Source organism: Pectobacterium zantedeschiae (assembly GCF_004137795.1).
Taxonomy (GTDB): Bacteria; Pseudomonadota; Gammaproteobacteria; order Enterobacterales; family Enterobacteriaceae; genus Pectobacterium; species Pectobacterium zantedeschiae.
Map to the genome: position 1 here is coordinate 239,968 of NZ_NWTM01000004.1, position 19,813 is coordinate 259,780.

21 protein-coding genes are annotated in these 19,813 nt (G+C 51.5%); 15 read left to right on the forward strand and 6 right to left on the reverse strand.

Going from position 1 to position 19,813, the window contains the following annotated elements:
• Positions 1–1,908 carry an ABC transporter ATP-binding protein gene (locus CLR69_RS19745; protein WP_129708418.1) on the reverse strand — a complete coding sequence of 636 codons (1,908 nt, stop codon included), beginning with the start codon at positions 1,906–1,908 and terminating at the stop codon, positions 1–3.
• A gap of 125 nt (positions 1,909–2,033) precedes the next feature.
• Between CLR69_RS19745 and kefG the strand changes: the two genes are divergently transcribed.
• From kefG to slyD, 4 genes are all read left to right on the forward strand, one after another.
• Entirely contained in the window at positions 2,034–2,585 is a 552-nt protein-coding gene (gene kefG, locus CLR69_RS19750) for a glutathione-regulated potassium-efflux system ancillary protein KefG (RefSeq protein WP_014701638.1), read from the forward strand.
• Between the two features lies 1 nt (position 2,586).
• The gene (gene kefB, locus CLR69_RS19755) at positions 2,587–4,398 is read left to right on the forward strand and encodes a glutathione-regulated potassium-efflux system protein KefB (protein ID WP_129708415.1); all 1,812 of its coding nucleotides are present in this window, start codon (positions 2,587–2,589) and stop codon (positions 4,396–4,398) included.
• Between the two features lie 236 nt (positions 4,399–4,634).
• Complete coding sequence (locus CLR69_RS19760) at positions 4,635–4,829, forward strand: YheV family putative zinc ribbon protein (protein WP_167483401.1); 195 nt, start codon at positions 4,635–4,637, stop codon at positions 4,827–4,829.
• Between the two features lie 120 nt (positions 4,830–4,949).
• Positions 4,950–5,540 (forward strand): peptidylprolyl isomerase, encoded by a 591-nt coding sequence (slyD, locus tag CLR69_RS19765; protein ID WP_129708409.1) that lies wholly within the window; start codon positions 4,950–4,952, stop codon positions 5,538–5,540.
• A 102-nt stretch (positions 5,541–5,642) separates the two neighbouring features.
• Here the strand turns inward: slyD and CLR69_RS19770 are convergent, their stop codons facing one another.
• Entirely contained in the window at positions 5,643–5,861 is a 219-nt protein-coding gene (locus CLR69_RS19770; RefSeq protein WP_107168853.1) for a protein SlyX, read from the reverse strand.
• Positions 5,862–6,143: 282 nt separating this feature from the next.
• Between CLR69_RS19770 and fkpA the strand changes: the two genes are divergently transcribed.
• The gene (gene fkpA, locus CLR69_RS19775; protein WP_129708406.1) at positions 6,144–6,962 is read left to right on the forward strand and encodes an FKBP-type peptidyl-prolyl cis-trans isomerase; all 819 of its coding nucleotides are present in this window, start codon (positions 6,144–6,146) and stop codon (positions 6,960–6,962) included.
• 185 nt (positions 6,963–7,147) lie between these two features.
• On the opposite strand, the gene pdxR is transcribed toward fkpA, so the two are convergent.
• On the reverse strand, positions 7,148–8,644 hold the full coding sequence (gene pdxR, locus CLR69_RS19780) for a MocR-like pyridoxine biosynthesis transcription factor PdxR (RefSeq protein WP_131535100.1): 1,497 nt from the start codon (positions 8,642–8,644) through the stop codon (positions 7,148–7,150).
• A gap of 103 nt (positions 8,645–8,747) precedes the next feature.
• Here pdxR and CLR69_RS19785 point away from each other — a divergent pair, with 103 nt between their 5' ends.
• Both CLR69_RS19785 and glyA read left to right on the forward strand, forming a co-directional pair.
• Positions 8,748–9,569, forward strand: coding sequence for a YggS family pyridoxal phosphate-dependent enzyme (locus CLR69_RS19785; protein ID WP_131535101.1), 822 nt, complete (start codon positions 8,748–8,750; stop codon positions 9,567–9,569).
• Between the two features lie 21 nt (positions 9,570–9,590).
• Positions 9,591–10,862 carry a serine hydroxymethyltransferase gene (gene glyA / locus CLR69_RS19790; RefSeq protein ID WP_131535103.1) on the forward strand — a complete coding sequence of 424 codons (1,272 nt, stop codon included), beginning with the start codon at positions 9,591–9,593 and terminating at the stop codon, positions 10,860–10,862.
• A gap of 68 nt (positions 10,863–10,930) precedes the next feature.
• Here the strand turns inward: glyA and pmrB are convergent, their stop codons facing one another.
• Genes pmrB through eptA form a run of 3 tightly spaced genes read right to left on the reverse strand, consistent with a single transcriptional unit; the run spans position 10,931 to position 14,333 of the window.
• Entirely contained in the window at positions 10,931–12,025 is a 1,095-nt protein-coding gene (pmrB, locus tag CLR69_RS19795; protein ID WP_131535104.1) for a two-component system sensor histidine kinase PmrB, read from the reverse strand.
• The gene (pmrA, locus tag CLR69_RS19800) at positions 12,022–12,690 is read right to left on the reverse strand and encodes a two-component system response regulator PmrA (RefSeq protein WP_131535105.1); all 669 of its coding nucleotides are present in this window, start codon (positions 12,688–12,690) and stop codon (positions 12,022–12,024) included. Before pmrA ends, pmrB begins: the two co-directional genes overlap by 4 nt.
• Positions 12,687–14,333, reverse strand: a complete 1,647-nt coding sequence (eptA, locus tag CLR69_RS19805) for a phosphoethanolamine transferase EptA (RefSeq protein ID WP_131535106.1) — start codon at positions 14,331–14,333, stop codon at positions 12,687–12,689. The genes pmrA and eptA overlap by 4 nt, the downstream gene beginning before the upstream one ends.
• 177 nt (positions 14,334–14,510) lie before the next feature.
• Here eptA and CLR69_RS19810 point away from each other — a divergent pair, with 177 nt between their 5' ends.
• The 8 genes from CLR69_RS19810 to CLR69_RS19845 form a co-directional block, all read left to right on the forward strand.
• Positions 14,511–15,233, forward strand: coding sequence for a helix-turn-helix transcriptional regulator (locus tag CLR69_RS19810; RefSeq protein ID WP_165325079.1), 723 nt, complete (start codon positions 14,511–14,513; stop codon positions 15,231–15,233).
• On the forward strand, positions 15,233–15,622 hold the full coding sequence (tusD, locus tag CLR69_RS19815; RefSeq protein WP_131535107.1) for a sulfurtransferase complex subunit TusD: 390 nt from the start codon (positions 15,233–15,235) through the stop codon (positions 15,620–15,622). The genes CLR69_RS19810 and tusD overlap by 1 nt, the downstream gene beginning before the upstream one ends.
• Positions 15,623–15,631: 9 nt before the next feature.
• Positions 15,632–15,991, forward strand: a complete 360-nt coding sequence (tusC, locus tag CLR69_RS19820; RefSeq protein WP_131535108.1) for a sulfurtransferase complex subunit TusC — start codon at positions 15,632–15,634, stop codon at positions 15,989–15,991.
• A gap of 18 nt (positions 15,992–16,009) precedes the next feature.
• Positions 16,010–16,297, forward strand: a complete 288-nt coding sequence (tusB, locus tag CLR69_RS19825; RefSeq protein WP_129708380.1) for a sulfurtransferase complex subunit TusB — start codon at positions 16,010–16,012, stop codon at positions 16,295–16,297.
• Between the two features lie 131 nt (positions 16,298–16,428).
• Positions 16,429–16,803, forward strand: coding sequence for a 30S ribosomal protein S12 (rpsL, locus tag CLR69_RS19830; protein WP_005969567.1), 375 nt, complete (start codon positions 16,429–16,431; stop codon positions 16,801–16,803).
• Between the two features lie 96 nt (positions 16,804–16,899).
• A complete protein-coding gene (gene rpsG, locus CLR69_RS19835) occupies positions 16,900–17,370 on the forward strand; it encodes a 30S ribosomal protein S7 (RefSeq protein WP_009111198.1) in 471 nt (156 codons plus the stop codon).
• Between the two features lie 96 nt (positions 17,371–17,466).
• Entirely contained in the window at positions 17,467–19,581 is a 2,115-nt protein-coding gene (gene fusA / locus CLR69_RS19840; protein WP_129708377.1) for an elongation factor G, read from the forward strand.
• Positions 19,582–19,650: 69 nt separating this feature from the next.
• Positions 19,651–19,813 (forward strand): GTP-binding protein (locus CLR69_RS19845; RefSeq protein ID WP_234357886.1); only part of this gene is annotated, 163 nt, incomplete at its 3' end.

Sequence of the window (19,813 nt, forward strand, 5' to 3'; positions counted from 1 at the left end):
TTACTCGCTCTGCATCATCTGCTCTAGCTGTTCCTGCGCGTCCAGCCAGGACAGTTCTGTTTCTTCCAGCTCGATTTTGACTTTGGTTTGTTGTTGCAGGCAGTCGGTGAGTTCAGCCTTGCGGCTGATATCGTAGATTGCACTGTCAGCAAGCCGAGCTTCAAGCGCTGCCAGCGTTTCACCCAGCTTTTCCATCTGCTGCTCAAGCTTGGTTATCTGCTTACGCAGTGGCTGAGTTTGTGTTCTCAACTCGGCTTCACGGCGTTTCTGATCTTTTCTACCCTGCGCGCTGTTGGCTGCATTTTCTTTTGGCGCTTCATCAGTCGCATTTTCCTGACGTTGCAGGCCGACCAGCCACTGTTGGTAATCTTCCAGGTCTCCGTCGAACGGCTCCACTTTCTGATCGTGTACCAGATAGAGATCGTCGGTGGTGGAACGGATCAGGTGTCGATCGTGCGAGACGACAACCAGCGCGCCTTCAAAATCAATTAGCGCTTCAGTCAACGCCTGACGCATATCGAGATCGAGGTGGTTGGTCGGTTCATCGAGCAGCAGGAGATTCGGACGCTGCCAGACGATCAGCGCCAGCACCAGACGGGCTTTTTCGCCGCCAGAGAAGCGCTCTGTGATCTCGGTGACCTTGTCGCCCTGAAAGCCGAAGCCGCCGAGGTAGTCGCGCAGTTGCTGCTCTGTTTCTCGTTCTGCCAGACGCACCAAGTGTTGCAATGGCGACTCGTCTGCACGCAAGAACTCTAGCTGATGCTGGGCGAAGTAACCGAGCTTAACGCCTTTTGCTAGCCCAATTTCCCCTTTCAACGGAGCAAGCGTGCCAGCAAGCAGTTTAATCAGCGTGGATTTACCTGCGCCGTTATGGCCAAGTAGCCCGATGCGGGAGCCTGGCACTAAATTGAGTTTGATGGATTCGAGAATCAGCTTGTCGTTGTAGCCTGCGCTGACTTTCTCCATCTTCATAAGAGGATTGGGCAACGATTCTGGTGCGCGAAAACTGAAGCGGAAAGGGTTATCGACATGCGCCGGCGCAATCATCTCCATGCGTTCCAGCATTTTTATTCGGCTTTGGGCCTGTTTGGCTTTGGTTGCTTGCGCACGGAATCGGTCAATGTAATGTTGCAGATGCGCGACACGCTCCTGCTGGTGTTCATAGAGCGATTGCTGCTGTGCGAGACGGGTGGCACGCTGGCGTTCAAAGGAAGAGTAGTTGCCGGTGTACTCGTTAAGCGACTGCTGTTCGATGTGCAGAATCTTGGTCACCACCGGATCGAGGAAATCACGGTCGTGCGAGATCAGAACCAGCGTGCCAGCATAGCTTTTTAGCCACTTTTCCAGCCAGATTACCGCATCCAGATCGAGGTGGTTGGTTGGCTCATCCAGCAACAGCAAGTCTGAACGACAAATCAGCGCCTGTGCCAGATTCAGACGCATCCGCCAGCCGCCGGAAAAGGCGCTGACAGGCTGTTGCAGCTGTGGCTGAGAAAATCCTAATCCACTGAGCAGGCTTGACGCTCTGGCTTGTATCGTCCAGGCCTGAATGGCATCCAGCTTGCCGTGCAGTGTGGCAATGGCATTGCCGTCGTTCTCTTCGTTGGCGGTCTGCAACGCGGCTTCCAGTTGGCGAAACTCGCGGTCGCCGTCAATCACATAGTCCAAGGCCGGTTTGTCCAATGCTGGGGTTTCCTGATTCACCCAGGCCAGTGACCAGTTTTGCGGGAATGTCGCGCTACCACCGTCGGCGCTGATTTCACCTTTCAGTAATGACAGCAGCGTAGATTTACCACAGCCGTTCTTGCCCACCAGACCGACTTTCTGGCCGGGATTAACTGTTGCTGTCGCGTTGTCGATCAGAACGCGTACACCACGTCGAATTTGCAGCGAAGAGAAAACAATCATAAAGCGCCGTATGTTCAGAGTATGTTAAATTATGGACATATCAGGACACGCGGTGTCCTGTTTTTAGTCGTTGCGCTGCATGGTAACGGAAAACGATTATCATGACGACGCTTTGGAGGGGAATGATGTCGCAGCCACCGAAGATTTTGCTGCTGTATGCCCATCCGGAACCACAGGACTCGGTCGCAAACCGCGTCTTATTGCAACCGGCGCAGCAGTTGGCAAATGTAACTGTGCACGATCTTTACGCACACTATCCTGATTTTTTTATCGATATTCATCACGAACAACAGCTGCTGCGTGAGCACCAGATCATTGTTTTCCAACACCCTTTTTACACCTACAGCTGTCCTGCATTGCTGAAAGAGTGGCTTGATAGGGTGCTATCCCGTGGTTTTGCCAATGGGATTGGCGGTAATGCGTTGGCGGGAAAATATTGGCGTTCGGTGATTACGACGGGTGAACCGGAAGATGCCTATCATGCTGATGGCAACAATCGTTACCCCATGGATGATTTGCTACGTCCGTTTGAACTGACGGCCGCCATGTGCCGTATGCACTGGATGCGCCCCATGATTGTTTACTGGGCTCGTCGTTTACAGCCTGATGTATTATCGAGTCAAGCCAGAGCTTACGGTGAATGGCTATCCTCCCCTTTATCTGAAGAGGAACGCTAATATGGAGAGTTCTGCGCTACTGACCGCCGGAGTCTTGTTTTTGTTTGTGGCGGTAGTAGCTGTACCGATCGCTGCCCGATTAGGGATTGGTGCCGTATTGGGTTATTTGATCGCTGGGATCGCCATTGGCCCTTGGGGGCTCGGCTTTATCCGCGACGTGGAAGCTATCCTGCATTTCTCTGAGCTAGGTGTGGTTTTCCTGATGTTCATCATCGGTCTGGAATTGAATCCGTCTAAGCTCTGGACGCTGCGCCGTTCGATCTTCGGTGTTGGGGCGGCTCAGGTTGGCCTGAGTGCGCTGATTCTGGGCGGAGCCTTATATCTGACGGACTTCTCGTGGCAGTCTGCGCTGATCGGCGGCGTTGGACTGGCGATGTCGTCAACGGCCATGGCGCTGCAACTGATGCGCGAAAAGGGCATGAACCGTAGCGAGTCCGGGCAGCTTGGCTTTTCTGTTCTGCTGTTTCAGGATCTTGCCGTTATCCCTGCATTGGCGCTGATTCCGATTCTGGCTGGTGTACAGGGGGATTTCGGCGATTGGGAACGGATCGGGCTCAAGGTCGCCGCATTTCTTGGCATGTTAATCGGTGGCCGCTATCTGGTACGTCCGCTGTTCCGTTTTATCGCGGCATCTGGCGTGCGCGAAGTGTTTACCGCTGCGGCACTGTTGCTGGTGCTGGGTTCTGCGCTATTTATGGAAGCATTAGGGCTTTCGATGGCGTTAGGTACCTTTATCGCGGGTATTCTGCTGGCGGAAAGCGAGTATCGACATGAACTGGAAATTGCGATTGAGCCGTTCAAAGGTTTACTGCTCGGACTGTTCTTCATCTCTGTGGGGATGGCGCTAAATCTCGGCATTCTCTATACCCACATCGTAAAGATTATGGTCGCAGTATTCGTGCTGGTGGCGGTGAAAGCGGCTGTACTTTATTTCCTGGCGCGGATTAACCGAATGCGCCGATCCGAGCGTTTGCAGTTTGCTGGGGTGCTGAGTCAGGGCGGCGAGTTCGCTTTTGTTCTGTTTTCCGCTGCGGCTTCATTCAACGTATTGAAAGGTGAGCAGTTACCGCTATTGCTGGTGACGGTGACGCTATCGATGATGACGACACCTCTGCTGATGCAGGTGATCGACCGTATTCTGGCGCGTCGCTATAACGTGCAGGACGTGCCGGATGAGAAACCGTATGTTGAAGACGACGAACCGCAGGTCATTGTGGTGGGCTTTGGACGTTTCGGACAGGTGATCAGCCGTTTGCTCATGGCGAATAAAATGCGGATTACGGTTTTGGAACGCGATATCAGCGCCGTCAGCCTCATGCGTAGCTATGGTTATAAGGTTTATTATGGTGATGCCACGGAGCTGGAACTGCTGCGTTCGGCGGGGGCGGATAAAGCTCGCTCAATCGTGATCACCTGTAATGCGCCGGAAGATACGATGGAAATCGTCCATCTGTGTCAGCAGCATTTTCCGAATCTGGAGATTCTGGCGCGCGCACGCGGCCGTGTTGAAGCCCACGAACTGTTGCAGACAGGCGTAAGGCATTTCTCGCGTGAAACGTTTTCCAGTGCGCTGGAGCTAGGGCGGAAAACACTGGTAACGTTAGGCATGCATCCACATCAGGCGATGCGGGCGCAACAGCATTTCCGCCGTCTGGATATGCGCATGCTGCGTGAATTGATGCCGCAACTGACGGGAGATGTCGCACAAATCTCCCGTGTGAAAGAAGCCCGTCGTGAGTTGGAAGATATTTTCCAACGGGAAATGCTGCGCGAGCGCCGTCGGCCGAGTGTATGGGATGAGGACGACGAGTGAGAACCTATTCTCTAGGCTATTTTACTTGCCATTTTGAACCTGGGCAGTGCTCGCACAAACGCGATAGCGTTTGAACACACTTCAGTGTGGCCCGTAGGGTGAGCGAAGCGAATAAATCCTCACGTACTGCGTGTACGCTCCGGTTTCTGCGCGCTGTCCGAGTCCAAACTGTCTGCGCCAATAACGCCTAGTAGAATAGGTTCTAGATTTTAGGGCGGAGATGAATGGGAGTTATCATGCGTAAACGTTTTATTGCTGGGGCCGTATGTCCGACGTGTCAGGCTCAGGACACGCTGGCGGTTGGACGAGAAGATGACATCGAGGTGGTGGTGTGCGTGAAGTGCGGATATCGCCAGAGTCGGGCCGATGAACCCACAACCGCCGCCGCTCCGCAGGCTAGCGATATTATCGGGATCTTCAGACCAGAATGAGGGATGAGTGTCATGGTGGGATTGTCATCAACCATTGACGTTTTTTGATTCCAGACGGTACATAGGGACATTTTTCAGCTACAATTTGCGCCAGTTTGATTTCCAACGGTAGGAGATATCATGAAAGTAGCAAAAGATCTGGTGGTCAGCCTGGCCTATCAGGTACGTACAGAAGACGGTGTGTTGGTTGATGAGTCTCCGGTGAGCGCGCCATTGGACTATCTGCATGGTCACGGTTCCCTGATTTCTGGTCTGGAAAAGGCGTTGGAAGGCCGTGAAGCTGGCGACAAGTTCGATGTGAACATTGGTTCTAGTGACGCTTACGGCAACTATGATGAGAATCTGGTTCAGCGTGTACCGAAAGACGTCTTTATGGGCGTTGACGAGTTGCAGGTTGGCATGCGTTTTCTGGCTGAGACCGATCAGGGTCCAGTTCCAGTTGAAATCACCGAAGTTGAAGATGACCACGTTGTTGTCGACGGCAACCACATGCTGGCAGGCCAGAACCTGAGCTTCAATGTTGAAGTTGTTGCTATCCGTGAAGCGACGGAAGAAGAACTGGCGCACGGCCACGTTCATGGCGAACACGACCACGATCATGAACACGGCGACGGCTGCTGTGGCGGTCATGGCCATGACCACGATCATGACCATGGTCACCAGCATGGTAAAGGCGGCTGCGGCGGCAATGGTGGATGCGGCTGCCACTAATTAATTAGTTGTCGCGCATAAAAAACCTCAGGTTGATGAGTATCACCTGAGGTTTTTTTATATTTAGCCTGTAGTGAGCGCCGATACAACGTAGCTCGCATCTCAATAATGCGGCGGTGGTGTTTCTTCCGATTGGGGCGCAACAAGCGATGTTTGCTGGTTACGCAGCCTGTCGGTGAGTAGACGGACGTGCTCACGCAGGCGGCTAATTTCCCGCTCGTGTTGAATAACCGTTTGGTTAAGCTCTTCTATGGTTAATTCCTGAAAGGCCTGTCGGCTTTCCAACTGTTCAAGCCGTTCTTCGAGTGCTGATGGTGACATCGGTATTCCCCTTACTTCTTGTTACCCGCGAGTTTGTCAGAAAGCGGAAACTTCTGGTAGTAAAAACGGTCGCAGTAGGGCGCAATGACGTATCCAGAATAGGGCATATCGTTGCCACGTTGCCTTAGGACGATACAAATGATGTCGGAAAAGCTTCCTGACGTTTTTTATCAAAGGATTGTCGAGTGCGTCGTTGTGTTGTCTTCGTCCGCACAGTTATAGTAGGCGCGAATTTATTTTAATGATGGCTGGAGCACGTCGCTCCAGATGCTGGAGAAATGGATGAAATCACTGTTTAAAGTAACGCTGTTAGCAACAACGATGGCTCTGGCTCTGAACGCAGGCCAGGCTCTGGCGGCAGACAAGGCGCAGGCGTCTGAGAGCACTGCGGCAGCCAAATTCAAGAACGATGAGCAGGCAGCGGCTTATGCGTTAGGTGCATCTTTAGGGCGTTACATGGATAACTCTCTGAAAGAGCAAGAAAAATTAGGCATCAAGCTGGATAAGGATCAGCTGATCGCTGGCGTTCAGGATGCTTTTGCTGATAAGAGCAAGCTGACTGACGAAGAAATCGAAAAAACACTGCAAGGCTTTGAAGGTAAAGTGAAAGCCGCTGCTGAAGCCAAGATGAAGCAAGATGCGAAAGATAACGCTGATAAAGGCACTAAGTATCTTGAGTCCTTCGCCAAAGAAAAAGGCGTGAAGAAAACTGAGTCTGGCCTTCTGTATCAGGTTGAGAAAGAAGGTAGCGGCAGTGCGCCGAAAGACAGCGATACCGTTGTCGTTAACTACAAAGGTACGCTGGTTGACGGTAGCGAGTTTGACAACTCCTACAAACGTGGTGAGCCGCTTTCTTTCCGTCTGGACGGTGTGATCCCCGGCTGGACTGAAGGCCTGAAGCACGTTAAGAAAGGCGGCAAAATCAAGCTGGCTATTCCACCAGCACTGGCCTATGGCGAAAATGGCGTGCCTGGAATCCCGGCTAACTCTACGCTGGTGTTTGACGTTGAACTGTTGGACATCAAATCTGAAGCTGACCTGAAAGCAGCCGATGATGCGAAAGCTGAAAAACCAGCCGCCGCAGAGAAAACCGCTAAATAAGCATCGCTATTATGGCGATATGACCGCAGGCTTGGCCTGCGGTTTTTTTTGTGTTCCACACTTCCCTGCAATCGAATCCCTTCTCCAGCTTGTTGTCTTTCAATGACGCTGATCTTCAGCCTGACTAAAATTTTCCAACTATCCGTGACGGCTCATATTTATTACCACCGCTTACTACCTATCTATTAGCGGCACAGCGCACGTAGCACTTTCTCCAACGTCTTGACGGCAATGTCCAATTCATACGGAGAGTGGGCAGCAAATCCCATGAGGAAACCCGCTTTATGCTGGCCCGACGCGTGTAGCGCTGTCAGCCCTAGTAGATCGATCCCAGATCGTCGTGCTGATTCCACCGCATCGTGTTCAGGGATGTCTCGAATGAAGAGGCAGGGCATCTGCATGCCTCCGGTCGGCACTCGTGGCTCTACGAAGTCAGCCAGATGCTGGCGCACCAGTTGTGCCAGCACATCGCGACGTTCCGCGTAAACGGAGCGCATCGTGCGTACATGTGCACCGAAGTGGCCACCTTCGATGAAGCGTGCCAGCGTGAGCTGTGGAATTGGGGCGCTATGCCCATCCATCAAGGTGCGACCCACTGTCATCGGTGCGACCAACTGCGGCGGCAGTACCATGTAACCGATGCGTAGGCCGGGAAACAGCGATTTGGTGAAGGTGCCGATATAGATCGTGCGATCGTGCGGGTCGAGTCCCTGCACGCAGGCGGTGGGTTTACCCGCATAGTGAAACTCGCTGTCGTAGTCGTCCTCAATAATCCAGCTTTGGTGCTGCCTGGCCCATTCGATAACCGCCAGCCTTCGATCCAACGCCAGCGTCGCGCCGGTTGGAAACTGGTGTGAGGGGGTCAGGAATACGGCTTTAGCGGGCGCACTGTGTCCGCAGCTTGCCTCAAGGAGGCGATCGACCTGCAATCCATTGGTATCTAATGGTATCGGCACGCACGCGAGCCCGGCTGCCTCGAATGCCTTGCGTGCGCCGTGGTACACAGGATCTTCAAGGAATATCCTATCGCCAGCATCCATCAGCACATTCGCGCATAAAGTTAGTGCTTGCTGGGAACTGGTCAACACTAACACACGATCGGGCGTGGCGCGGGCTCCTCGTTCGAGATTGACATAATCTGCGATGGCACGTCTCAATGCTTCCATCCCCTGCGGCGGGCTGTGTAGCAGCGCCTGAGTGCCATATTCTTTTAGCACCTGCCGCTCCAGTCGTTCCCACGTCTGGAGGGGAAAGCTGCGTGTTTCCGGCACGCCGGGCGCGAATGGGCGCGGTATGATGAAATCACGTACACCGCCATTCTGGAACATGGCGCTGCCGCGTTGACTGAGGCGCAACTCTGCTTTGCTATCTCCGGCTTTCCGAGCTTTGCCACGTCCTGACAGACGTTTTGCCCGTTCTGACACGAAACTGCCGCTGCCAACGCGACGCTCAATGAACCCTTCTGCATGCAGTTGGCTGTACGCCGATTCGACGGTATCACGCGATACTCCCAGCGATGTCGCCAGTGCGCGTGAAGCGGGTAAGGATTTTCCCACGTCGAGAATGCCATCGAGGATGAGCTGACGAATCGCCCGCTGGATACGAGCATGCAGCGGCAACGCGCCGTGTGCGGGGTCACCAATCCAGGCTTTGACAGATTCAAGCTGGGCGTGTTTGAACAATTGGTCTGCCTCTTATAAAGAAAATGGTGGGGAACATCCGACTATTTTAAATCTATAAATACGTTTCACAATCCATTCATCCTCTTCATCAGGAGTTAGGCCGATGCTGATATCTTCCGATACGCCCACTCGCCATGATAGCCACGGTCGCTATCCTGAAGCCATCACGGTTGAGGATTTCCAACGTAATCTGGCGGCAGTCCAGATGCGCATCGCGGCGGCGTGTCACCGTGTCGGCCGCGATCCTGCAACCGTGCGCTTGCTGCCAGTCAGCAAAACCAAACCAGAAAATCGCCTGCGTCTGGCCCATGCGGCAGGTTGCCGGATAGTGGGTGAGAACAAGGTGCAGGAGGCCTACCGCAAATGGGAAGCCATGCAGGATTTAGCCGACTTACAGTGGTCGGTTATTGGCCATCTGCAAACCAACAAGGCTAAGCTGGTAGCACGCTTCGCTAGCGAATTTCAGGCATTGGATAGCCTGCGGCTGGCTGAAGCATTGGATCGTCGTTTGCACGTTGAAGGACGCGTGCTGGATGTCTTCGTGCAGGTTAACACCTCCGGCGAGGCCAGTAAGTACGGTCTGTCTCCTGACGACGTTCCCGCTTTTATTCAGGCGCTTCCCGCATTCTCTGCGCTACGTGTGCGTGGGCTCATGACGCTGGCGTTGTTCTCCTGCGAGGCCGAACGCGTGCGTCAGTGTTTTATTCGACTGCGTAATCTGCGCGATCGGTTGCAGCAAAACGTGCCTGTTGGCGTCGGGCTGGATGAGTTATCCATGGGGATGTCCGGCGATTTTGAAATCGCGATTGAGGAAGGTTCCACCGTAGTACGCGTCGGCCAGGCGATCTTCGGTGCACGCCCTTTGCCTGATAGCTACTACTGGCCTGATGAAACCACCACAGAAGCCTCTTTAAAAAATCAATAATTAACACATAGGATGATACCCATGTATGACACCGCTTTTACTCTTACCGATTTCGATCCCGAACTGGCCGATGCTATCCTGCATGAAGAACACCGTCAGGAAACCCACATTGAACTCATCGCCTCAGAGAACTATGCCAGCCCGCTGGTGATGGCGATCCAGAATTCCGTGTTCACCAACAAATATGCAGAAGGTTATCCCGGCAAGCGCTACTACAGCGGCTGCGAGTATGTAGATGTGGCCGAACGCCTGGCTATCGAGCGTGCCAAAGCGTTGTTTGACTGCGATTATGCTAACGTCCAGCCCCATGCTGGCGCTCAGGCTAATGCCGCCGTGTTTTTGGCTCTGACTAACCCCGGTGACACCGTGATGGGTATGAATCTGGCTCAAGGGGGGCATTTGACTCACGGCAACCCCTCCAATTTCTCTGGTCGCCACTACAAGATCGTACCTTATGGCCTTGACCCCGAAACAGGGCTTATCGATTACGACGAAATGGAGCGTATTGCTCTGGAAACCCGGCCCAAAATGTTAATAGGAGGATTCTCTGCCTATTCACGCCACAAGGACTGGGCGCGTATGCGCACTATTGCTGACAAAGTGGGGGCTATTTTCTGGGTGGACATGGCTCATGTTGCTGGTTTAGTGGCAGCAGGTGAATACCCGAACCCGCTTCCTCACGCACATGTTGTAACCAGTACAACGCATAAGACCCTGCGCGGCCCGCGCGGTGGAATTATTTTGGCCAAGGGGCAGAGTGAGGATTTTTACAAAAAGCTCAACGCTGCCGTGTTCCCCGGTATTCAGGGTGGCCCGCTGATGCACGTTATCGCGGCTAAAGCGGTAGCCTTTAAAGAGGCGTTGCGTCCTGAGTTTACGGTTTATCAGCGTCAGGTCGTGGCTAACGCCCGGGCAATGGCGCGTATTATCCAGCAGCGTGGTTACAAGATCGTCTCCGACGGCACTGACAACCATTTGCTGCTGATCGACCTGTCCGCTAAGCCTTATACCGGTAAGGATGCTGATGCCGCACTGAGCGATGCTTACATCACAACAAATAAGAACTCGGTACCTAACGACCCGCGTTCACCTTTTGTTACCTCAGGCCTGCGTATTGGTACGCCCGCCGTCACAACGCGCGGTTTTGGTGTGGCAGAGTGCGAGCAACTGGCCGGGTGGCTATGTGACGTGCTGGATGGACTGGATGTTGGGAATGAAGAATTAGCGACAATACGCGGTCGTGTTCGCGAGCAGGTTGTAGCACTGTGCCGCCGCTATCCTGTATATCAATAAGGCGTATAAGGCTTGTGCACAGGGATGTGCCGTCCCGGGGTTATTTTGAAGTAGGCCTTTGTTGTTCTTCAGGCTGCGTCTGGGTATTCGTCAGGTGTGGTTAGTACCACCCGCGCGAGTGCACCGAGACCTTGCGATCGGTTACTGAGGAAAAACTTCCCATCGTGTAACTGAGCAATGCGCGTCACGATACTTAGCCCAAGGCCGATACCGCCATAGCGACTGTCCATGCGAACAAACGCCTTACTTAATTCCCCCACCTTACTTTCATCGATACCTGGACCTTCATCTTCGATTTGTAGTTCAAGGTGTTGCTGTGTCGTTAGGCTAACCGTGATCTGGCTGGCTTCCGGGCTATAGCGATAAGCATTTTCTACCAGATTACGTAACAGCAACTGGAGTAACGTGGCATCACCGCGGAGAGTGACATCTTCCTGCGGTAATACCCATTTCAGCCTTTGCTGGCGATTTTGCAGCATCTCAGTCAGTTCATCCTGCATAGGAAAAATAACGTCTTTCAGGAATGCGACATTTTCGTGGTGGCCTGCCGAAAACTCTTGTCCGACACGCGCAAGCAGTAAGAGTTGTTCGACAGTCTTCACCATCTTATCAATCCGTTTGATGAGTGAGCTACAGTCAATCTGATGCTGTTGCTGGTGTAATTCAAGATGTAGCCGAATACCCGCTAGCGGAGTTCGTAGCTCATGGGCGACATCGGCAGTAAATCGCCTGTCACGTTTCAACGTTTCGTCCAGACGTTGAAAAAGTTGGTTGATGGTATGGGTGACCGCGGCGATTTCTTTAATGTCACTCTGTTGTGGCAGCGGTTCCAGGTTTTCGGCCGTGCGATCCTGCAATTCTTCCTGTAGGCGGGAAAGTGGGCGAGTGATCCAACTGACCGCCTGAAAACACATGAGCAATGTCAGGATGACCATCACCAGACTGGGAATACTGAGCGACGCGATAGCCTCATTAATCTCTTGATCGATTTGCATGTTCTGGGCGGCGGCGCTCAGGGATTTATCAACCAGTAGGCCGATCTGCTCCTCGCTTTCGTGCCAGAGCCAGAATACGCTGATCATCTGGCAAACGAGGAGGATGCCGCCTAGTGCCAGCACCAAACGGCGGCGCATGCTGGTGACGGCGTCTGCATCGCCCTTCATGGTTGTTCCCCTTTGGTCAGCAGGTAGCCAAAGCCTCGCAGGGTTCGGATACGGTCTTTGCCTATCTTTTGACGCAGATTGTGGATATGGACTTCCAGCGAATTCGAGGATGGGTCGTCGTTCCAGGCATAAATATCCTGATGCAGCAGTTCTCTGTGTACCTGAGAACCGGCTTTCAACACCAGGCGGGAAAGTATCGCAAACTCTTTTGGCGTCAGTACCACTGGCTTTTCGTCCAGCAGCACCTGTTGATTGTTTAAATCCAACGTAATGTTGTCGACCTGTATCTTGCTGTTGCTCGAACCCTGATTGCGGCGAATCAGCGCGCGTACGCGCGCCTGTAATTCAGTCAGAGCGAAAGGCTTGGCGAGATAATCGTCGGCGCCCACATCCAGTCCACTGACGCGATCGTTGACCTTATCCCGCGCCGTTAAGATGAGTACGGGATGCTGGTAATTATTCTTACGCCAGCGGGATAACAGGGCGAGGCCGTCGTCATCCGGTAAACCAAGATCGAGAATGATCAGACTGTAGTGTGCGCTGCTGATGAGCGCATCCGCTTCTTTGGCCGTGCCTGCGCAATCGCAGGCATAACCTTCATGACTCAGTGCCAATAATAATCCTTCCTGCAACAGCTTATCGTCTTCAACAATCAATAATTTCATGTTGCCTTATCCCTGCACGGCTGGAGGATATCAAGCTGAGGTTGATATTCTTTCGTGGCGATACTAAACATCCCCAGTATGGTATGGAAAAGATTATCTTGCGAGTAATCCTGCTGCTTCGCGTTCTGGCGCAGACAGGTGTCCTGAATCGCCTGTTGCTGCTGATAGCCCGCGGATAACCACATCAGCATCGGCACATGCGTTTGCTGCTTGGGCGCAATAGAGTAGGGCATGCTGTGCAGGTAGATGCCGTTTTCGCCTAACGATTCGCCGTGGTCAGACAGATAAACCAGTGAGGTATTAAATTTATCCTGATGCTGTTTCAGTAAGTTGATCGTTTTATCCAGAAAAAAATCGACATACAGAATCGTGTTGTCATAGGTGTTGGTCAATGCTTCTTGCGTACAAGTTTGAATCTGATTGGTATCACAGGTTGGGGTAAATTTCTTAAAGGCATCAGGGTAGCGCTGGTAATAACTCGGGCCGTGGCTGCCTATCGTATGTAGTACAATAATCCCGTCGTTATCGAGCTTGTTAATATAGTCTTCCACGCCGTGGAATAGCGCTTCATCGTGGCATTCGCCGTTTGTGCATAGGTTCGGTAGTTTCAGCGATGTCACATCAACCGTTGGCACACGGGTACAGGCATCTTTGCAGCCGCCGTCATTTTCTTGCCAGAGCACGTTAACTTTAGCGCGCTGTAATATGTCTAACAGCCCTTCCTGATGGCTGGCTACGTCACCATTAAAGCTTTGGCGCGGCATGTTGGAAAACATGCAGGGAACGGAAACGCCTGTTGATGTGCCGCACGATGAGGTGTTTTCAAAATAAACCACGTTGTCTTTTGCCAGCAGCGGATTGGTCTCTTTCTCGTAGCCACCCAGCGAAAAGTTTTGCGCCCGAGATGTCTCACCGACCACCAGAATAACCAGATTCTTTTTTGCCATCGGGGATGCCGGTGGCACTTTGTGGGCATCCAGACCAATCTGCTCCAAGGGTAAACTCGCCAGCACGCTATGCTTATGGTAGGACAGGCTGGCCGCCACAATATTGCTAGGCGTAATCGTTTTTACCAGCTCTTTGTTATTACGCATGAACGAGGCGTAATCTTTATAAAAGAATGCTGCGATAGATAAAATGGCGAATAACGAAATAATAACGCTAAGAAAACGCAGGCCAATATAGAGGGTTGTCGGTTTGGCTGGCTTTATTTTTATCCATATGGCGAGCGCTGCCGGAATGATGCCAGTAAAGAAGACCCAGGCGGCAAGTTGTGGTGTAAGCAGTGAAAAGGACTCGCCAGCTGTCGTTTCCAGGATATTCTGGATCATGGTCCGGTCAATGATAATGCCGTAGTTCAGCATAAAGAATTGCGCCGCGGCGCCGGACAGTAGGAAGAAAACAATGACGGCCTTACGCAGATAAGGGACCGCCAGAAGCGTGAAAATGATATTCAGCACCGCGAAAATCACAACGGGCATACTGAGAAAGAAAGGGATATTGATCCAGTCTTTCATATCCAGCAGTTGCAGCGTCTGACGATAGTAGGCGATGTTCTGAATAAAGGTAATAAAGGCAGAAAATATCAGCACGAACGTGATGCTGCTTAGGTGTGGCCTGCCCATCGGTATTGGATTTTTCATGCACGTCTCTCGTGATTTCCATTATGGAGAGGAAAGAAGACGCTGACTCTAGCGAGATTAAATTAATACAACCTTAAGAGGGAACCCGTTAAATTCAGGGACGCGAGAGTGGACATTTGCTAGACTATGGCCCTGTCAATACAAAATAAATAAATGACGTTGAGGGTGGTGTCTGCCATGTCTAATTCGCTTGTATCTGGCGAATCTTATGAGCTTGATTTGCTGGATGAACGGCCGTTCAGTCAAACGGACTATGAGATCCTGAAATCGTATGAAGCAGTGGTTGATGGTTTGGCCATGTTGATTGGCGAGCACTGCGAGATTGTGTTGCACTCGCTTGAGGATCTTAAATGTTCCGCCGTGCGTATTGCGAATGGTGAACATACCGGCAGGAAGATTGGCTCTCCGATTACCGATCTTGCATTGCGCATGCTGCATGACATGGCCGGCGAAGATAGCAGCGTGTCGAAGGCCTATTTTACCCGAGCAAAAAGCGGCGTGTTGATGAAGTCAGTGACGATTGCGATCCGTAATCGCGATCAGCGCGTGATTGGGTTGTTATGCATCAACATGAATCTGGATGTGCCATTCTCCCAGATTGTGCAGACCTTTATTCCACCTGAAACACATGATGCCGCATCTTCTGTTAACTTCGCATCATCCGTTGACGACCTTGTTGCACAAACGCTGGAATTCTCTATTGAGGAAGTCAATGCGGATCGCAATGTCTCCAACAATGCGAAAAATCGCCAAATCGTACTGAGCCTTTATGAGAAAGGTATCTTTGATATTAAAGACGCCATCAACCAGGTCGCTGAGCGCCTTAATATCTCTAAACACACTGTCTATCTTTATATTCGTCAATTCAAAAGCGGCGATTTTAGCGGGCACGACCGTTGATGCTGAGTTATTGCCTTCTGGTGACTGGCCCTGCTTACGGCACACAGCAAGCAAGCAGCGCGTTACAGTTTGCACAGGCACTGTTGGCTGAGGGACACAGGTTGAAAAGCGTGTTCTTCTATCGGGAAGGCGTGCTGAATGCTAATCAACTGACATCACCAGCTAACGATGAATTTGATCTTGTCCGCGGCTGGCAACACCTGGGCGACGAGCATCAGGTGGCGCTGAATGTTTGCGTTGCTGCTGCGCTGCGTCGAGGCATTACTGACGTTCAGCAAGCCGCCCAACTCAACCTTGCGGGAGCGAACCTGCAACCTGGTTTTATTCTGAGTGGTCTGGGTGAGCTGGCGCAATCGGTGCTGACCTGCGATCGGGTTATTCAGTTTTAAGGTAGTGTTATGAAGCGAGTCGCATTTGTTTTTACGCATTCTCCACATGGCAGCACGTCTGGGCGAGAAGGGCTGGATGCGCTATTGGCGATGTCGGCACTGACGGAAGAGATTGGTGTGTTTTTTATTGGCGATGGCGTACTTCAGCTACTGCCGCATCAACAGCCGGAGAAAGTACTGATGCGCAATTACATCGCAACGTTTGGTGTGTTGCCGCTGTACGATATTGAATGTTGCTATCTGTGTGAGGCTTCTGTGCGTCAGCGCGGATTAAGTATAGATACAGATTGGGTCTTGGATGTTGAGCTGTTAGCACCAGAAGCATGGCGTAGAAAACTGGCCAATTATCATTCCATTCTTTCATTCTAGCGACGGGCCCCCTCATTTATGTTGCATACGCTCTCATGTTCTCCTTATCACGTTGACCTGGATACGCTTTTGCGCAGTTTGGAGCAGGGTGATGCTTTGCTCTTATTGCAAGATGGTGTTATCGCCGCCCTGGCTGGTGGAGATATTATCCATCGTCTTCGTGATTCAGCTGTGCCCCTCTATGCGCTTCGGCCTGATACTGAGGCAAGAGGCATGACTGAACAAATTTCAAACAGTGTAGTGCTCATTGACTATAATGAGTTTGTTCAACTGACAGTGGAACACCCCCAGCAACTCGCGTGGTAACGCCGAATTTTTGTATATTTCTTGACTCCTTCCACTGCCAGCCCTAAAATTCTGCGTCCTCATACTTTGCCTTGCGCAAACATGAGGCGATTTATTACGTGTTTACGAAGCAAAACCCAGGAGCTTTTTGAATGGCAACGATTAACCAGCTGGTACGCAAACCACGCTCCCTGAAGGCTGCTAAAAGCAACGTTCCGGCGCTGGAAGCATGCCCGCAGAAACGTGGCGTATGTACTCGTGTATATACTACCACCCCTAAAAAACCGAACTCCGCACTGCGTAAAGTATGTCGTGTTCGTTTAACTAACGGTTTTGAAGTTACCTCCTATATCGGTGGTGAAGGTCATAACCTGCAGGAGCACTCCGTGATCCTGATCCGTGGCGGTCGTGTTAAAGACCTGCCAGGTGTGCGTTACCACACCGTTCGTGGCGCGCTGGACTGCTCAGGTGTTAAAGACCGTAAGCAATCCCGTTCCAAATACGGCGTGAAGAAGCCAAAGGCTTAATGGTTCTCCGTTAAGTAAGGCCAAACGTTTTAACTTAAATGTCAAACTAAACTCGTAGAGTTTTGGACAATCCTGAATTAACAACGGAGTATTTCCATGCCACGTCGTCGCGTCATTGGTCAACGTAAAATTCTGCCGGATCCTAAGTTCGGATCAGAACTGCTGGCCAAATTTGTAAATATCCTGATGGTAGATGGTAAAAAATCTACTGCTGAAGCAATCGTCTATACCGCGCTGGAGACCCTGGCTCAGCGTTCTGGTAAAGATCATCTGGAAGCTTTTGAAGTAGCTCTGGACAACGTTCGCCCGACTGTCGAAGTTAAGTCGCGCCGCGTTGGTGGTTCTACTTATCAGGTACCAGTAGAAGTCCGTCCGGTTCGTCGTAATGCGTTGGCAATGCGTTGGATCGTAGAAGCTGCTCGTAAACGCGGTGATAAATCTATGGCTCTGCGCCTGGCGAACGAACTTTCTGATGCAGCAGAAAACAAAGGTACTGCTGTTAAGAAACGTGAAGACGTTCACCGTATGGCCGAAGCTAACAAGGCGTTCGCTCACTACCGTTGGTAATCCCTTCGCTGTAGTCATGCTAACCAAGCGGGCGCTAAAAATAGCCAACCCGCTTGGGTTAACTAAATTGAACGCCCTAGTAAACAGAGGATACAAATGGCTCGTACAACACCCATCGCACGCTACCGTAATATCGGTATCAGTGCGCACATCGACGCCGGTAAAACCACTACTACCGAACGTATTCTGTTCTACACTGGTGTAAACCATAAAATCGGTGAAGTTCATGACGGCGCAGCTACCATGGACTGGATGGAGCAGGAGCAGGAACGTGGTATTACTATCACTTCCGCAGCGACTACTGCATTCTGGTCTGGTATGGCTAAGCAGTATGAACCGCATCGCGTAAACATCATCGACACCCCAGGACACGTTGACTTCACTATCGAAGTAGAACGTTCCATGCGTGTACTTGATGGTGCGGTAATGGTTTACTGCGCAGTTGGTGGTGTTCAGCCGCAGTCTGAAACCGTATGGCGTCAGGCAAACAAATATAAAGTTCCACGCATTGCGTTCGTTAACAAAATGGACCGCATGGGTGCGAATTTCCTGAAAGTTGTTGGTCAGATCAAATCCCGTCTGGGCGCGAACCCTGTTCCGCTGCAGTTGGCAATTGGTGCTGAAGAAGGTTTCACCGGCGTTGTTGACCTGGTGAAAATGAAAGCCATCAACTGGAATGATGCCGATCAGGGCGTGACCTTCGAATACGAAGATATCCCGGCTGATTTGCAAGATCTGGCTGAAGAATGGCACCAGAACCTGATCGAATCCGCAGCTGAAGCTTCTGAAGAGCTGATGGAAAAATACCTGGGTGGTGAAGAACTGACTGAAGAAGAGATCAAAAAAGCTCTGCGTCAGCGTGTTCTGAACAACGAAATCATCTTGGTAACCTGTGGTTCTGCATTTAAGAACAAAGGTGTTCAGGCGATGCTGGATGCGGTAGTTGACTACCTGCCATCCCCGGTTGACGTACCTGCGATCAACGGTCTTTTGGATGATGGTAAAGACACACCAGCTGAGCGTCATGCAAGTGATGATGAGCCGTTTGCTGCACTGGCGTTCAAAATCGCTACCGACCCGTTTGTTGGTAACCTGACGTTCTTCCGCGTGTACTCTGGTGTAGTTAACTCCGGTGATACCGTACTGAACCCAGTTAAATCAGCACGTGAACGTTTTGGTCGTATCGTTCAGATGCACGCTAACAAGCGTGAAGAGATCAAAGAAGTTCGCGCAGGCGACATCGCTGCTGCTATCGGTCTGAAAGATGTAACGACGGGTGACACCTTGTGTGATCCAGACAACGTCATCATTTTGGAACGTATGGAATTCCCAGAACCGGTAATTTCCATCGCGGTAGAACCGAAAACCAAAGCTGACCAAGAAAAAATGGGTCTGGCATTGGGCCGTCTGGCTAAAGAAGACCCGTCTTTCCGCGTATGGACTGACGAAGAATCTAACCAGACTATCATCGCTGGTATGGGTGAATTGCACCTCGATATCATCGTTGACCGTATGAAGCGTGAATTTAACGTTGAAGCTAACGTAGGTAAACCTCAGGTTGCTTATCGTGAAGCGATTCGTGCGAAAGTTACCGATATCGAAGGTAAACACGCCAAGCAGTCTGGTGGTCGTGGTCAGTATGGTCATGTTGTTATCGACATGTACCCACTGGAGCCGGGCTCAAATCCGAAAGGCTACGAGTTCGTCAACGACATTAAAGGTGGTGTAATTCCTGGTGAATACATCCCTGCCGTTGATAAAGGCATCCAGGAACAGCTGAAAGCTGGTCCGTTGGCTGGTTACCCAGTGGTTGATCTCGGTGTGCGTCTGCACTTCGGTTCTTTCCATGACGTTGACTCCTCTGAGTTGGCGTTTAAACTGGCTGCTTCTATCGCCTTTAAAGATGGCTTTAAGAAAGCAAAACCTGTTTTGCTTGAGCCAATCATGAAGGTTGAAGTTGAAACGCCGGAAGAGAACACTGGTGACGTCATCGGTGACCTTAGCCGTCGTCGTGGTATGCTGCGTGGTCAGGAATCCAACGTTACTGGCGTTGTGATTCATGCTGAAGTTCCGCTGTCTGAAATGTTCGGATACGCAACTCAACTGCGTTCTCTGACCAAAGGCCGTGCTTCTTACTCCATGGAGTTCCTGAAGTACGATGATGCGCCTAACAACGTTGCTCAGGCCGTAATTGAAGCCCGTGGTAAATAAGCCTCAGGGTTAAAACAAAATCCCGTGCTCTCTCCATAGGGGGAGAGCATTTGAGTAAGGAATATCGCCGTGTCTAAAGAAAAATTTGAACGTACAAAACCCCATGTTAACGTCGGTACTATCGGCCACGTTGACCATGGTAAAACTACTCTGACTGCTGCAATCACTACCGTTCTGGCTAAAACCTACGGTGGTAACGCGCGCGCATTCGACCAGATCGATAACGCACCAG